The following is a 14,728-nucleotide window of genomic DNA, read 5'->3' on the forward strand; positions in this document are numbered from 1 at the left end:
TCTATAATGCAATCAGCCACTCTTAAAGAGTGGTTTTTTAATGTGAAAAGCCCGTAAGGTTGAAAATTTATCATGTAACTGTTCGGATTTCTGAACAGCAGGGTAGCTCTCAGGCATTTGCATAATAGCTGTTTTTTTATGAAGAGGGATTTCCTAATCTTGTTAGGGAAGAGCAAAAATTACGTTGTTATATGGTAATTCGTTGTCAATGTGGTAATAGTGTTGGTCTTATTTCTGTAATGAAAGCTAATAAATAGGAATACAAACAATGTAAGGAATTTAAAAATAATAATCCAAATCATTATGTTAGCTAATTGAAGAAAACGATTGCTATTCGGATAGACGAGGAAAGTACCCACTATTAAAAAAATGGTTGAAGAAGCAAGCATTACTTATCAATTAGTTTTAAAGGATTGTGCTCCTAATAAATATAAGCCTGATTGAAGTTTTAATGAGTTCTACGTGCGTATTTGATGCAGGATTTTGGTGTAAACAAAATATCTTTTATTGTTAGTGTGTTAGTAATTAATAGTGTGTTTTGTGCTATTTTGTTGTGAATTTTGTTTGACAGTTAGGCATTGATTGAGTATAGTTCGCTCTTCTCTTTGGAGAGTTGGCCGAGTGGTCGAAGGCGCTCCCCTGCTAAGGGAGTATACGGGCAAAACCTGTATCAAGGGTTCGAATCCCTTACTCTCCGCCATATTCAAAAAATCCCTGAATTAATTTCAGGGATTTTTTATTTGCTTAAAGGATATGACATAAATAAGTGTATATCCATTAGTGAGCCTGATTAATTTACCAGTTTATCTATTATTTTATAATAGTTTGAGGCGTAGGCTTCTTTACCTGTTTCATTTGCCAGCATATTTTGTTTTTTGTCAATAAATTTAATGCTTTTATTGTATATTTATGTTAAATTAAATAATTGATTACTATTATCATTCAAATGCTGAAGTTTAAATAGTTTATTTGGATTTTTGCTGGAACAATAATTATCAGGAGTCTATTTTCGTATGCGTAAATCGGTTCACTATTCTTTTTCGCTGGCGTTACTTTCCACTTTAATTTCTCCATTATATGCTGCAGAAGCAGAATTAGAAGATGTGGTGGTGACAGCTTCCGGGTTTAAACAGCAGGCTAAAAATGCGGCCGCATCGATTACTGTGATAAATGCTAAAGAGCTGGAAACAAAGGAGTATCACGATGTGACTGATGCACTGCAAGATGTACCCGGTGTAGTGGTGACTGGTGGCGGCAGTACAAAAGATATCAGTATTCGCGGTATGTCTGGTGCGTATACGATGCTGCTGATTGATGGTAAACGGGTGAATTCGCGCGGTGTTCGTCCTAACTCTGATGGCCCTGGTATTGAGCAGGGCTGGATGCCACCAATTTCAGCTATACAGCGTATTGAGGTGATTCGTGGTCCGGCTTCGGCTTTATATGGCTCAGATGCAATGGGTGGAGTAATTAATATTATTACTAAGAAAACGGCTGCGGACTGGACTGGCTCAATTAAGGCGGGTGCAACAATACAGCAGCATAGTAATAGTGGAAATACGCTGCAAAGCAGTGTCTATGTCTCTGGTCCTTTAATTGAAAACCGGTTAGGGATCCGTGCCAGTGGGGGATATTCTCACCGTGATGAAGATAAATTCATCGGTGGATATAAGGAACAACGTATGCGTGATGGTGATTTTGTGCTGTCATGGACACCAGATGATAATAACACGGTTGATTTTGAAGTAAGCCGAAGTTTGCAGAATCGCAATGGTAAGGTAGGTAAAACGATTGATACTGCACCACGCAGGGGCAGAAAACCGACTGACGATTACACTCTGTATGATCGCAATCAATACAGCATTACTCATCGTGGCTATTACGATAATATTGATACGCAGTCATATATACAGCGTGAGGAAAACGATAATCCTTCACGTGATATGCATGAGAAAAATACGATTTTTAATACTCAGACCCAGTTTCGCTTAAATAAGCATACGCTGAGCGTTGGCGGAAGATGGCAGCGTGAGGAATTGAATGATGCAGGAAATCAGCTTACGATTAATGGGCGGCGCTTAACCCATCTGGAACGTGATTCTTGGGCAATTTTTGGGCAGGACGAATGGCGTATTGTACCAACTTTTGCTCTGACTAGTGCGGTGCGGCTGGATCATGATGAAAATTATGGTTCCGAGATAACGCCAAAACTATATGGTGTGTGGACGCCGAACAAGGAATGGACAATCAAGGGTGGTTATTCACGTGGTTATAAAGCACCCGCTTTACGCGCTGCTTCAGATGGCTGGGGGCAGGAAACTGGTGGTGGTTACTCTAATGGTCTTATTGTGGGTAATTCAAACCTGAAGCCGGAGAAATCAGATAATATTGAAATCGGTTTTAACTGGGATAATAACCGTAATCTGTCTGCCGGAGTGACTACTTATTATACGAAGTTTAAAAATAAGATAACAGAAGTGCGGACCTGTCAGGGTAAAGCCGGTTCGAATGCCTGCTCATGGCGTAATGAATATTTTGATTTTATCAGTCAGCGTGAGAATGTGGACAAGGCGGTATTACGCGGTGTGGAAGCAACGTTTGGCTGGAAAATTACCCCTAAAATTGACTGGTCTGCGAATTACACCTATACACGTAGTGAGCAAAAGAGTGGCCAGTTTAGTGGTAAGCCGCTAAATGAGATGCCGAAAAATATGTTTAATACGACGCTGAACTGGAACGCGAATGAAAAATTCTCAAGCTGGGCGAGATGGAATTTCCGTAGCAGAACTTCAGATTATCTGTCACGTACTTCAATGGCAATTGGTAAGCCGTCGTACAGTTTTGTAGATACCGGTCTGGTATTTAAACCGAAGAAAGATGTGATGATAAGTGGTGGTGTTTATAACATCTTTGATAAAAGGGTTGATCAGAAGGATTATGGCCGTACACTGGATGGCCGCCGCTATAATATCAGTGCACAAGTTAATTTTTAAGTTGCTGAGTTATTGTTGCATCAGGGGGGTAATTCCCCCCTGTTTTTATTTTTATAATATAACTGGATTGAAACAAGCTGGATTTAAGTTGTTACTAACTGCTTAGATACTAGTGGTCAGTGCGGATTTAAAAAAGTTGTATTATTGCTGACTACTACTAATAATTTTGTATATAGGCGGTATCAGGATTTTGTATTCAAGCCGGCTCTAGGCTTATTACGAGAAAAGAATTCAGAATAATATTGATTTTTTGAAATTCAGCCTTGTACTGGAATAATTTTATGTATATTTTCACTGGTGATAGCGGCAATATCCTGCCAGTGACAATTTCGCAAGCTGGCTATGATTTCTGCAATCTGACGTAAGTTATCTGGGCTATTATTCTGATGTGGTAGCGGTGACATATATGGTGCATCGGTTTCAATGACCATGTGCTGTAAAGGCAATTTTTCGGCGATGAGGCGAATTTTTTTTGCCTGTGGACGTAATAATAGAGAACCGACGCCAATCAGAAAGCCTTGTTTTATCCATGCCTGAGCTTCTTCCATGCTGCCAGAGAATGCGTGGGCAATACCGCCATAGGTAAACCGACAGCGTTTGATGCTATGTAAGCAGGCGTCGGTAGCATGAACATGATGAATGATGACAGGTCGCTGTGCGGTTTTTGCCTGCTGCAACTGGGCTTCAAAACAATTTATCTGTAGATTTTTCTCAGCTACACTATGTGCACGCACAAAGTCCAGACCGATTTCACCTACCAATGCCTGTGGGTGATGATATAACAGTTGTTCGAGCTGGCTAAGTGCTGATTCGTTATAACTGGTTACAAACCAAGGATGAATACCGATAGCGGCACATATCTGAGGATATGATTGTGCCAGCTTGAGGGTGATTAACCAGTCATCTGGGCAAGTGGCAGGCACAAGGAAATGGTTAATACTTTTTTCCTCAGCCCGTTGCAATACTTGTGTCAGGTTGTCTACAAGCGGGCTGTGATTGAGATGGCAATGGCTGTCGTAGAGCATGATGTAATGAAAAACACGAGCCTGAAGCTCGTGTGGATAGTTAATTGGTATTAGTCTTGCGGCTGTTCTCCGTCACTATTGTGACTGTTTTCCAAATCTGCTACAGGAGCTATTGCATCATTTGCTGGCGGCTGTTTGGCCGTTTGCATGGAAGGATGCTGTTTGGCAATAGCCTGCTCTTCTGGTGACACTTCACCTTTGAAGCGATTGTTCAGGTCAAAACGTTTACCTCCGCGTGCCAGAGATTTAATATACCGTGGCCGACGGCAGTGGTTGGCTAGAACACGTGCAATTAAGGTACCGTCATACTGAGGCAGGGCAGTGATTAGATCCTGATCAATGCCAATTGCCAAAGGTTTGAAGTGTTTAAATACATCGTATTTACGATAGATATGCTCGGCAATCATGTAGGTTTGTTTTTTCTTGCTCATGGTTTGCACAGCAGATTTCAGTGCTGCACCCAAAGCGGTTTCTTGACTCATAAGGTTACTTCCTTGTGGTTTATGGCCATTTCAGAAAATTAAGAATAAACTAATTAACTGATTTCTGGTGATAACTTTGCAGTTATGGCTATAAAAAATAATATCTATGTATTGGGGTCAGTTGAGGGATGGTGGGCAATGTCTGGTGTTTCAACACTAATATCAGCGTTCTGGGCACGTTGGCGTAATGCATGATCCATTAGTACCAGTGCGAGCATGGCTTCGGCAATCGGTGCAGCACGCAGGCCAACGCAAGGATCATGGCGACCATGGGTGGTGAGTATAACCGGCTTGCCATGAATGTCGATAGAGTGGCGTGGTGTGGCGATGCTGCTGGTTGGTTTAATAGCCAGATTAATATGTATGTCCTGACCGCTACTGATGCCGCCTAGTATACCACCGGCATTATTGGATAAAAAGCCTTCCGGTGTTAATTCGTCACCATGTTCACTGCCTTTTTGGCGGATACTATCAAATCCGGCGCCAATTTCAACGCCTTTAACCGCGTTGATACCCATCATGGCATGAGCTATGTCTGCATCAAGACGATCAAATACAGGTTCACCTAACCCAACCGGAACATTGCGGGCAGTAACATGTAGTTTCGCACCGACGGAGTCGCATGCTTTACGTATGCTATCCATATATTGTTCCAGTTCTTCAATTTGGCTGCGGTTAGCAACGAAAAATGGATTGTCGTTTATATAGGCATAATTTTCAAAAGATATGCTTTTTTCGCCAATCTGAGTGACATAGGCAATAATTTCAGTATTGAAGCGCTCACGTAACCATTTTTTTGCGATTGCCCCTGCGGCTACACGTGCCGCTGTCTCACGTGCCGAGCTGCGACCGCCACCGCGATAATCGCGTGTACCATATTTATGCCAGTACGTGTAGTCTGCATGTCCCGGACGGAAACGCTGGGCAATATCACTATAATCCTTACTGCGCTGATCAGTATTTCTGATTAATAATCCTATTGGTGTTCCGGTGGTTTTGCCTTCAAATACTCCAGAAAGTATCTCAACGCAATCTGCTTCGCGACGTTGCGTTACATGGCGGCTGGTACCAGGTTTACGCCTGTCTAGATCATGCTGAATATCGGCTTCACTAAGGAACAATCCGGGGGGACATCCATCTATGATGCAGCCGAGTGCGGCACCATGGCTTTCGCCAAATGTGGTAACAGTAAGGATTCGTCCAAAAGTGTTGCCAGCCATAGGTTTTACTCTTACTTTTTGAGTGACAAATTTAAGGTTATTGCTCAGTTTAGCATGGTTTATACGGTTTAGGCATAATTTGTCTGGTGACTAATTTGTTTTTGTAGCAGATGCATTGATATGGCTAAAAATTTACCTGTTTTGCTGGAGTTTTTGCCTGTTACAAAAGTTTTTATTATTGATGTTATTAGAATTATTGTTAACTTATATGCTATTGTTATGGTCACATAAAAATTATTATAACCAGAATGAGGTTTAAACTGGAATAAAGGCTGTTTAGTAATAGGCAGTATCTGTGTGGTTATTTTAATCGAGTTGCAGCTTCTTTTTTCTGTGAGGATAACTTTGCCGCAGGCTGGTTGGACTGCTCTGTGCCTGCAATAACAGGTGGGTCTGATGGTACAGATTTGGTTTTAATTGGGAAATAGATTGAAGTCCCCAGACCAAAATTATGATTGCCACCGCCTATACCTACGGCTACGTTGGAAGGCATACCTACGCTACAGGCGCTAAGCAGTGCTAAGGCAAAGAGGGAAACGGGTATAAGTTTCATGGTTTTTTCTGAAAAAAATTGATGTTTTTATTATAAAACTTTCTGGCTGTCTCGCGAATAAAATTGTTTTGTTTGAGCAGTGAATGCAAACGATTATTTGTTGTTTGAATTTTTGTTGTGCTATCTTTAATGATATTGTAATAATGTGATTTTGCAGAGGAAGTTTGAGATTAATCGACAGACAGAGTATATAGATAGCATCATCAACAAAGTTTTAATAAGTATTTTATTATTTTCAATCATTTATGCTGCATAGATGTTTTGGTATTATTAAAATATTCAACCATTGCCATTGGAAATTACGCAAAAACGTTGTCTGATATTTTATTAGGGTTTATGTATTATTTACTGTTTAAATTAATTGGCTCTAGCTTGTTATTGATAAGATTATAATATCTTCTTTTGTACCTATCTTTACTTTCGCTTACATCAGGATCGGCTAATATTCCAGAAATAATAATCAAACTACTATCTGAATGGTATTCTATTGAAAACTTGTTCTCTCCATTTTCATCTTCTATTAAATAAGCATTAGGTAAAGCAATAACTGTGTTAGAAAGTAAATTTCTGATTTCTCCACAAATTGCACCACCGCCACACCCATAAACCTTAACTAAATATTTATAAGCAAAGTTTGCATTTTTTATTTTTGCTTTAGTTTTAACAGAGAAATCAGCAAAATTTAAATTAGTATTGGTTTTATTTTGATTGGCGTTGGTGTAACCAGATGACAATAATAAAAAAGATAAAATAGCGAACTTAAATATTTTCATTTTATCTCCAATTGCCATTTTTAGATTTTATCGAGGTTTCAACCACTTGATTAGGTAATATCCGTGTTGAATTCAAGCTGTCGCTTTGGTAATCAGATGAGCTTTTTGATGTGTTCTCGATTTAATAGACTATGCGTCTTACGATCAGTTTTGTGTTACCCGACCAGTTAATAGTTTAATTTTAACAGACCGGGTTTTGTGTTTGCTGTGATGCAGATTAATGCTTAATTATAGGGAGCAATGCTTTGGGCTACACTGGTTAATCCCTGTGCCAGAGCTTTAACCATATTACTGTAACCGTTACCTTGCTGGGCAATGCGGACGTTAAAATTCTGTCCGGTTTCATTAGTACCCTGCCAGCTACTGTAGCCATTAATGTAGATATAACCATCGTAGCTGCCCTGAAAGGATTGGATATAAACAGTCAGTGTAGCTTTGGCTTTGTTCTCTGGGGTAAACAGATAGCGAGTACTTTGTCTGTTCAGTTCATTGGCCAGTGCCAAGCTGATTTCATTACCCAGATCGTCTGCCCATAAATGTTGCTGGGCAAAATGCAGGGTAGTTGGGCTGTCCTGATAAATCAGATTACCTTGATTGAGACGCTCAGCCAGTATGACTTTAAGTTGAACAGGAGTTTTCTGGCTAGTGGCAGGCAGCTGATAATTACTGCCGGGTAACTGGTAATAGGTTATCGAATTGCCGGCACAGGCACTAAGTGCCAGAGTAGCGGCGCAGACAATTGGTAGCAGGATTTTCATTATCTGGCTCCTTTGGGCTCTGGATCATGCCCGCGGCGGTTGAAAATGAGAGCATTAGGTTGCTGTTTTAAGGTTTTTAATGTTGGCTGTGCCTCTTTTAGCGTACTATCAATGCTTTTCAGAGTCTGCTGAATATCGCCATATAACGGGGAGGTGCTGGATACACCTTGCAGGGTGGTACGAAGTTCTTTCAGAGTAGCTGTCAGCTCAGCCGGTAGTTGCTGAGTTTTGTTTTGTGCCAGAATTCGGTCTGCGCTGGCTAAAGTAGTTTTCAGTTGTGCAAGTGTACTGTCTAGCTGATGCATGGAATGCTCAATTGGCAGGTTGTTCAGTTTGGTTAATAGGGCAGATACCTGATTCTGAATCATATCGAATCCGGTATTGCTACTACCGATTACGGTATATCCCTGATAGTGTGCTACTGGTTTGAGTAGCGACTTACCGGCTGGAGCCTGAGTGAGGCTAATATACTGATTACCTGTAAGCAAATTATCTTTTTCCAGTGATGCGGACAGCCCTTTATTAAGTGCCTGTTGGATTTGCTGCCGCCAGATATTATCATCCTGTTTGCTGGCATTGATTTCCATGCGTTCCGGTTCGATGCGTAGGCGTACTGGTACCCAGCCATGCTGGAATAACTTATGGCTGTCATTCAGGGCAAAATAGGGTACGTCGGCAACAGAACCGATGTTTATTCCCTGATACTCTACCGGAGCACCAACGCTCAGACCGCGCACCGATTGCTGAAAAAATACCACGTAGTATTGCGCGCGGTTGGTGGGCTGATTATCCAGTTCGCGTTCACTATTGTACAAAGTAAATTCGGTATTGTTATCAACAGGCTTACCTTTACCTTCAAACATGGTTTTGAATACAATGGCTCCAGAGAGCAGGGCTGGCAGTGGAGCGGAATCAATATGTACACCACCGCCTGATGCGGTAACCTGAATGCCGGTTTGTAACCAGAATTTAACTTTGTCGCCAATCAGGCTGTCGTACGGGCTGTTTATATAAACCTGATAGTGGACGCTGTTGTCTTTGGGGTCAAAATAGGCTTTTTCAATTTGTCCGGCACTGATGTCTCCATAAAGAACGGGACTGCCCGGGGTTAGCAGCTTATCGCTGTGGCCTTTTAAGCTCAGACGGATACCGCTTTGGGAAATGGCGCTGACCGGGGGTAAATCTGCTACGGTAAAAGTTTCAGCCTTTTCTTTACTATGGCCGGGAGTAAAGGCAATGTAGGAACCGGATACCAGAGTATTAAGGCCGGTAATGCCACTTTGGTCTATGCGTGGCTTGACAATCCAGAACTGGGTATCTTTACGTAGCATATCTTTAACATCGGCACTCATCTGTGCTTTAATTTGTACCCCTTTTTCATCTGGACTGATGCCGATTGAGGTGACTTTACCAACGGTAACATTCAGAACTTTGATTGCTGTTGAGTTAATTTCAATTCCATCTGCATCGTTAAGATATAGAGTAATTTCTGGTCCTGTATGGCGCAGATGCTGGATCAATAGCCATGCTCCCGTTAATAATGCCAATATTGGAATAGTCCACACCAGAACATTAAATGGTGGAGTATGTTTTACTGTAGCAGCAGTCTGCGTAGTTTCATTTTCTGTTTGGCTCATGATGAATGCCTTTTGGTACTACTTTTATGATGAGATGGATGTTGTTTTACCTCATCCCAGATTAAGCGAGGGTCGAAACTGAGTGCTGATATCATGGTTAAAATAACTACTGCGCAAAAATAAATGGTGGCAGAACCAGGTGTCACCTGTGCCAATGGTGAGGAAAATGCTGACATAAGTATGATAACAACGAATATATCAATCATTGACCAGCGTCCGATTGATTCAGTAATGCGATATAACACAGTTAATTTGCGCGCAGACATCAGTGGCCGATAAGTAGCTGAGTAGAGCAATATCAGCATGGAGAGGATTTTCAATACAGGAATGGCCATACTGGCGCTGAAAATAACCACTGCTATGAGTACATCACCGTCATTCCACATGTATTCGATACCATCAAGAATGGTACTGGCAAGATTAGTACCCGGGGAGCGGGTTATCATCATGGGCAGTAAATTGGCCGGGATATAGAAAATAATGGCAGCCAGTAAAAATGCCATGCTGATGCTCAGGCTTAAAGGTTTACGCTGGCTTAAGTAGGAACCACATACGTTACAGACATTCTGAGTATCTGACTGTTTAAACAGGCAGTAATTACAGTTGATGGTATGTGCATTATGGGTTTGTAATATTGGATCATTCCCAGTCAGACGCTGAATCTGATAAAAAATCCAGTGTTCAGGCACACCCTGAGAGGTGCGGATAAGCAGAATAGCCAATACCATCATAAACCAGAAAGCCAGCCCGAAATGTATTTGTGCCATACCACTGATTTTAATATAGGACACCAGCGTAGCAATATAAAACACATCTACCATGATCCAGTGACGCAAACGAACCAGTGTACGGGTGGCGTATAACATGCCCGGTAATACTTGCTGATAACGCAGCCCGGTATAGACGTACAGGCATAGGAGCAGAAACAGTACTGGTGAACCAAAAGTCAGAAAAAACATGATTTCCGCCAGCAGGGAATAATCTTGCTGTGCCAGTGTTGCTACCATATAGGGTATGGTTAATTCCACATGTATGCCAAACAAATCTATACTCATGTATAACTGAGTGTACACAATGGCCATGATAATCAGTGAGGCTATAGCATAAGCTGTCGGAGTATCCAGCGGGTGTGTTTCAATTCGTACAAGGTGCTGTTTACAGCGCGGACACAAGGCAGATTCGCCTGGTGTCAGGGTTGGAATGGATAAAGACAGGCCACAGCAGGGGCAGCCAACATGATGGGCAGGCAGGCTGCCGATAGGCAAGTTGGTTGATGAATGTGGCGCCGATTGTATGGAACGGTAGCTCAAAATATCAAGTGTCAGTTGTGAAGGCAGCTGTAAAAAAATAACTTAACAGAGAATTTCCCTGTTAAGTTTAATATACGTAATTTGAGTCTAATGTGCAATTGGCTTATAACGCAGCAAGTACAGCATCACCCATCTGGCTGCAAGAAACTCGTTGACAGCCTTCTTCAAAAATATCATTAGTACGCAAGCCTTGTGCCAGTACTTTACCCACGGCCAGTTCGATTCTTTGCGCTGCATGCTCATTATTCAGGCTGTAACGCAATAACATGGCCAGAGAAAGTATGGTTGCTAACGGATTGGCCAGATTCTGACCAGCTATATCAGGAGCTGAACCGTGCGAGGGTTCATACATGCCTTTTCCTGTTTCGTTGAGAGAAGCAGAAGGTAACATGCCAATAGAACCGGATAACATGGATGCCTGATCAGAGAGAATATCGCCAAAGATATTACCGGTGACAATCACGTCAAATTGCTTAGGTGCTTTTACCAGTTGCATGGCCGCATTATCTACATACATATGGCAGACGCTGACATCAGGGTAATCTTTACTCATATCCGTGATGATTTCACGCCACAGTTCGGTAGTTTCCAGTACATTGGCCTTATCAACGGAGCACAGTTTCTTATTGCGCTTTTGTGCTGCCTCAAAAGCAATTTTTCCGATGCGGCGGATTTCACTTTCACTATAACGCATGGTATTGATGCCTTCGCGTTCCCCGTTGGGTAAAGTATGAATGCCGCGTGGCTCGCCAAAGTAGATATCACCAGTTAATTCGCGCACAATCAGTATATTCAAGCCAGAAACAACTTCCGGTTTCAGAGTGGAGGCATTGGCCAGCTCAGGATACAGAATCGCCGGACGCAGATTACCAAAAAGGTTAAGATCTTTGCGTATAGCCAACAAGCCACGTTCAGGACGCATTGGACGTTCCAATTTGTCATATTGCGGTCCACCGACTGCACCGAGTAATACAGCATCTGCCTGACGACAGATATTTTGGGTAAATTCAGGGTAGGGATGACCATATTCGTCATAGGCAGCTCCCCCTAATGGAGCATACTGATAATCTGCGTCCAGCCCATCTGCAATAAGTTTATCTAAAACGCGTACAGCCTGCGCAATGATTTCCGGTCCGATACCATCACCGGGAAGGATTGCAATGTGTTTGCTCATTTTATTCTTTCTGCATGTCAATTAATAGCTAATGATCCTGAGGCCATTAGTCAGTTTATCTGGATAAGTTGAAAGTAAAAATTTGTTTGATTTGATTAGAGCTGGTACAACCAGGGTTGCTGTTGCTGGTGTTTGACTTCATATCTTTTGATGGCATCTGCATGTTGCAGGGTTAAGCCTATCTCATCCAGCCCATTGAGCAAACAGTGCTTGCGGTGTTCAGTAATCTCAAAGTGGTAGGAGTTTCCATTGGGTGTGCTAACAGTTTGCTCTGGCAGATTAATGCTGAGCTGATAGCCTTCCTGTGCAACAATTTCTTGAAATAGCTGGTCAACCACTTCTTCAGGCAAAATAATTGGTAACAAACCATTTTTGTAACAGTTATTAAAAAAGATGTCAGCAAAAGAAGGGGCAATGATGGCGCGGAAGCCATAATCATCCAAGGCCCATGGTGCGTGTTCACGGCTGGAACCACAACCAAAATTTTTACGTGTGAGCAGGATATGTGCACCCTGATAACGCGGCTGGTTGAGAACAAAATCCGGGTTTAAAGGCCGCTTGCTGTTATCCATCCCGGGTTCGCCGTGATCCAGATAACGCCATTCATCGAAAGCATTGGGACCAAAACCGCTGCGTTTGATTGATTTCAGAAACTGCTTTGGAATAATTGCATCCGTGTCTACATTGGCACGATCCAGAGGTGCTACCAGAGCAGTAAGGGTAATAAAAGATTTCATGCTGGGATTTCAGTATTGTGTAGTAAATGATTGAATTGAGAGCAAGCCCTGACGGGCTTGCGTACTGTTACATTTCTGAGCGTACGTTGTCAGAAGCATTACTTACGGCCTGACCGCCGGAAGAAATATCGCGACCGAAACCAGAAACGGTATGACAACCAGCCAGAAAACCAATAATGGCAATACTTAAAAGCATCAGTTTTTTCATGATTTTATCCTTGGTATGATTATCTGTCGGCTGCATTGGACAAGTGCTGACCACCAGCCCTTACGTCTTGTCCCATTCCATGAATTGTGTGACAACCAGAGAGTACAGCCATAACCATTGCAGCAATAAACAACATTTTTTTCATGCCTTACTCCTTATACAAAGATAAAAGTTAACAAATTCAATCAGAACTACATGCTTATCATGCACTTACTGGCCTAAAACTGCAAGTTATTCACTTTATATTTGTCGCACATCGGTGAAATGTCCGGTAATTGCTGCTGCTGCTGCCATGGCCGGACTAACCAGATGAGTACGGCCGCCATTGCCTTGTCGACCTTCAAAATTGCGGTTGGATGTTGAAGCACAGCGCTCCTGTGGTTGCAGGCGGTCTGCATTCATGGCCAAACACATTGAACAGCCCGGTTCACGCCATTCAAAGCCGGCCGCAGTAAAGATTTTATCCAGACCTTCTGCTTCTGCCTGTTGTTTAACCACACCCGAACCGGGCACAATCAATACCCTTTTAACATTAGCAGCTTTGTGATGTCCTTTTGCAACTTTGGCAGCAATGCGCAAGTCTTCAATGCGGCCATTGGTGCAGGAACCGATAAACACCACGTCAACCGGAATTTCATTTACTGGTGTACCCGCAGTTAATCCCATATATTGTAAGGCACGTTGCATACCTTCGCGTTTAACCGGATCAGTTTCTGCTGCCGGGTCTGGTATTCGTTTGTTTATCGCAATAACCATTTCCGGTGAGGTTCCCCATGTTACCTGAGGTTCTATATCCGCTGCGTTAAAGTGATAGGTTTTATCAAAATGTGCGCCTTCATCAGACACCAAAGTCCGCCAGTAGTTGACAGCCTGTTCCCATAATGCATCCTTAGGTGCAAAATGACGGCCTTTAACGTAATCAATGGTTGTCTGATCTACAGCTATCAAGCCGGAGCGGGCACCGGCTTCAATTGCCATATTGCATAATGTCATGCGCCCTTCCATTGACAGGTTGCGTATGGCTTCACCTCCAAATTCAATTGCATAGCCGGTTCCGCCAGCCGTACCAATCTGGCCAATGACATATAAAGCAATGTCTTTAGCGGTAATCCCGGGCTTGAGGGCACCATTAATTTCGATCAGCATAGTTTGTGACTTTTTGGCAGTAATACACTGTGTTGCCATCACATGTTCAACTTCAGATGTGCCGATGCCATGGGCAAGTGCTCCAAATGCGCCATGTGTGGATGTATGCGAATCACCGCATACTACAGTCATGCCCGGTAAAGTAGCGCCTTGTTCCGGGCCAACAACGTGGACAATTCCTTGATTAATATTTTTAAATGGATAATATTTCTGTACGCCAAAATCGTGAATATTCTTATCCAGCGTATTAACCTGAAGTTTGGATATAGGGTCAGTAATGCCTTCATCCCAATTATCTGTAGGAGTATTATGATCCGCGGTGGCCACGATGCTTTGTTCACGCCAGAGCGAGCGGTGTGCCAGTTTCAGGCCTTCAAAAGCTTGCGGACTAGTTACCTCATGCACCAGATGACGGTCGATATAAAGTAAAACTGTGCCATCTGCCTGTTCTTGGACAATATGGCTATTCCACAATTTTTCATACAGGGTTTGTGCTTTCATTGTAGTAGCTTTGTTTTGTTATGATTTATGTGTGAAGAATCTTAATACCGTTAAGGCGGATTTACAAGCATTTTGTCTAAAAAATAATATCAAACAAATTTAAGCAAATATCTGAGCTAAATTTAGACTAAATGTCCAAATGGATAAATCAGATTGCTTTAATCATTTTCTGATAACGACTATATTTACTGTTTTCTGCTTAATTGTCGTT

Annotated in this window: 14 protein-coding genes and 1 tRNA gene; 2 read left to right on the forward strand and 13 right to left on the reverse strand. The window is 42.3% G+C overall.

The features are described 5' to 3' along the window. Positions 1 to 607 precede the first annotated feature (607 nt). Both BHC51_RS04260 and BHC51_RS04265 read left to right on the forward strand, forming a co-directional pair. Positions 608 to 700: transfer RNA gene (locus tag BHC51_RS04260), tRNA-Ser, on the forward strand. 313 nt (positions 701 to 1,013) lie between these two features. Next, on the forward strand, positions 1,014 to 2,993 hold the full coding sequence (locus tag BHC51_RS04265; protein WP_100100416.1) for a ligand-gated channel protein: 1,980 nt from the start codon (positions 1,014 to 1,016) through the stop codon (positions 2,991 to 2,993). Positions 2,994 to 3,250: 257 nt separating this feature from the next. Here the strand turns inward: BHC51_RS04265 and BHC51_RS04270 are convergent, their stop codons facing one another. The 13 genes from BHC51_RS04270 to leuC form a co-directional block, all read right to left on the reverse strand. Continuing rightward, positions 3,251 to 4,018 carry a TatD family hydrolase gene (locus BHC51_RS04270; protein ID WP_100153399.1) on the reverse strand — a complete coding sequence of 256 codons (768 nt, stop codon included), beginning with the start codon at positions 4,016 to 4,018 and terminating at the stop codon, positions 3,251 to 3,253. Positions 4,019 to 4,068: 50 nt separating this feature from the next. Then, the gene (locus BHC51_RS04275) at positions 4,069 to 4,500 is read right to left on the reverse strand and encodes a ProQ/FINO family protein (protein WP_100153400.1); all 432 of its coding nucleotides are present in this window, start codon (positions 4,498 to 4,500) and stop codon (positions 4,069 to 4,071) included. A 104-nt stretch (positions 4,501 to 4,604) separates the two neighbouring features. Then, complete coding sequence (aroC, locus tag BHC51_RS04280; protein ID WP_100153401.1) at positions 4,605 to 5,720, reverse strand: chorismate synthase; 1,116 nt, start codon at positions 5,718 to 5,720, stop codon at positions 4,605 to 4,607. Between the two features lie 301 nt (positions 5,721 to 6,021). After that, complete coding sequence (locus BHC51_RS04285; protein ID WP_100153402.1) at positions 6,022 to 6,273, reverse strand: hypothetical protein; 252 nt, start codon at positions 6,271 to 6,273, stop codon at positions 6,022 to 6,024. Between the two features lie 341 nt (positions 6,274 to 6,614). Next, complete coding sequence (locus tag BHC51_RS04290) at positions 6,615 to 7,046, reverse strand: hypothetical protein (RefSeq protein WP_100100421.1); 432 nt, start codon at positions 7,044 to 7,046, stop codon at positions 6,615 to 6,617. A gap of 224 nt (positions 7,047 to 7,270) precedes the next feature. Further along, on the reverse strand, positions 7,271 to 7,804 hold the full coding sequence (locus tag BHC51_RS04295) for a PqiC family protein (protein ID WP_100153403.1): 534 nt from the start codon (positions 7,802 to 7,804) through the stop codon (positions 7,271 to 7,273). After that, positions 7,804 to 9,441 carry an intermembrane transport protein PqiB gene (pqiB, locus tag BHC51_RS04300; protein ID WP_100153404.1) on the reverse strand — a complete coding sequence of 546 codons (1,638 nt, stop codon included), beginning with the start codon at positions 9,439 to 9,441 and terminating at the stop codon, positions 7,804 to 7,806. Before pqiB ends, BHC51_RS04295 begins: the two co-directional genes overlap by 1 nt. Further along, positions 9,438 to 10,706, reverse strand: coding sequence for a paraquat-inducible protein A (locus BHC51_RS04305; protein WP_257381721.1), 1,269 nt, complete (start codon positions 10,704 to 10,706; stop codon positions 9,438 to 9,440). The genes pqiB and BHC51_RS04305 overlap by 4 nt, the downstream gene beginning before the upstream one ends. A gap of 148 nt (positions 10,707 to 10,854) precedes the next feature. Next, complete coding sequence (gene leuB, locus BHC51_RS04310; protein ID WP_100100425.1) at positions 10,855 to 11,925, reverse strand: 3-isopropylmalate dehydrogenase; 1,071 nt, start codon at positions 11,923 to 11,925, stop codon at positions 10,855 to 10,857. A gap of 95 nt (positions 11,926 to 12,020) precedes the next feature. Next, the gene (leuD, locus tag BHC51_RS04315; protein ID WP_100100426.1) at positions 12,021 to 12,662 is read right to left on the reverse strand and encodes a 3-isopropylmalate dehydratase small subunit; all 642 of its coding nucleotides are present in this window, start codon (positions 12,660 to 12,662) and stop codon (positions 12,021 to 12,023) included. A 67-nt stretch (positions 12,663 to 12,729) separates the two neighbouring features. Beyond that, positions 12,730 to 12,870: an entericidin A/B family lipoprotein gene (locus BHC51_RS04320; protein ID WP_100100427.1), complete on the reverse strand. Its 141-nt coding sequence runs from the start codon at positions 12,868 to 12,870 to the stop codon at positions 12,730 to 12,732. Positions 12,871 to 12,889: 19 nt separating this feature from the next. After that, on the reverse strand, positions 12,890 to 13,015 hold the full coding sequence (locus BHC51_RS04325; RefSeq protein ID WP_100100428.1) for an entericidin A/B family lipoprotein: 126 nt from the start codon (positions 13,013 to 13,015) through the stop codon (positions 12,890 to 12,892). A 95-nt stretch (positions 13,016 to 13,110) separates the two neighbouring features. Then, positions 13,111 to 14,517, reverse strand: coding sequence for a 3-isopropylmalate dehydratase large subunit (gene leuC, locus BHC51_RS04330; RefSeq protein WP_100100429.1), 1,407 nt, complete (start codon positions 14,515 to 14,517; stop codon positions 13,111 to 13,113). Positions 14,518 to 14,728: the final 211 nt, after the last annotated feature.

The sequence above is a fragment of the Snodgrassella alvi genome (assembly GCF_002777745.1).
Classification (GTDB): Bacteria; Pseudomonadota; Gammaproteobacteria; order Burkholderiales; family Neisseriaceae; genus Snodgrassella; species Snodgrassella alvi_D.

Bases quoted from the DNA above. Each gene is read 5' to 3' on its own strand.
- BHC51_RS04325 (WP_100100428.1), bottom strand. From the start codon at position 13,015: ATGAAAAAAATGTTGTTTATTGCTGCAATGGTTATGGCTGTACTCTCT.
- BHC51_RS04295 (WP_100153403.1), bottom strand. From the start codon at position 7,804: ATGAAAATCCTGCTACCAATTGTCTGCGCCGCTACTCTGGCACTTAGT.
- BHC51_RS04290 (WP_100100421.1), bottom strand. From the start codon at position 7,046: ATGAAAATATTTAAGTTCGCTATTTTATCTTTTTTATTATTGTCATCT.
- BHC51_RS04320 (WP_100100427.1), bottom strand. From the start codon at position 12,870: ATGAAAAAACTGATGCTTTTAAGTATTGCCATTATTGGTTTTCTGGCT.
- BHC51_RS04270 (WP_100153399.1), bottom strand. From the start codon at position 4,018: ATGCTCTACGACAGCCATTGCCATCTCAATCACAGCCCGCTTGTAGAC.
- leuD (WP_100100426.1), bottom strand. From the start codon at position 12,662: ATGAAATCTTTTATTACCCTTACTGCTCTGGTAGCACCTCTGGATCGT.
- aroC (WP_100153401.1), bottom strand. From the start codon at position 5,720: ATGGCTGGCAACACTTTTGGACGAATCCTTACTGTTACCACATTTGGC.
- BHC51_RS04265 (WP_100100416.1), top strand. From the start codon at position 1,014: ATGCGTAAATCGGTTCACTATTCTTTTTCGCTGGCGTTACTTTCCACT.
- leuC (WP_100100429.1), bottom strand. From the start codon at position 14,517: ATGAAAGCACAAACCCTGTATGAAAAATTGTGGAATAGCCATATTGTC.
- BHC51_RS04285 (WP_100153402.1), bottom strand. From the start codon at position 6,273: ATGAAACTTATACCCGTTTCCCTCTTTGCCTTAGCACTGCTTAGCGCC.
- leuB (WP_100100425.1), bottom strand. From the start codon at position 11,925: ATGAGCAAACACATTGCAATCCTTCCCGGTGATGGTATCGGACCGGAA.
- BHC51_RS04275 (WP_100153400.1), bottom strand. From the start codon at position 4,500: ATGAGTCAAGAAACCGCTTTGGGTGCAGCACTGAAATCTGCTGTGCAA.
- pqiB (WP_100153404.1), bottom strand. From the start codon at position 9,441: ATGAGCCAAACAGAAAATGAAACTACGCAGACTGCTGCTACAGTAAAA.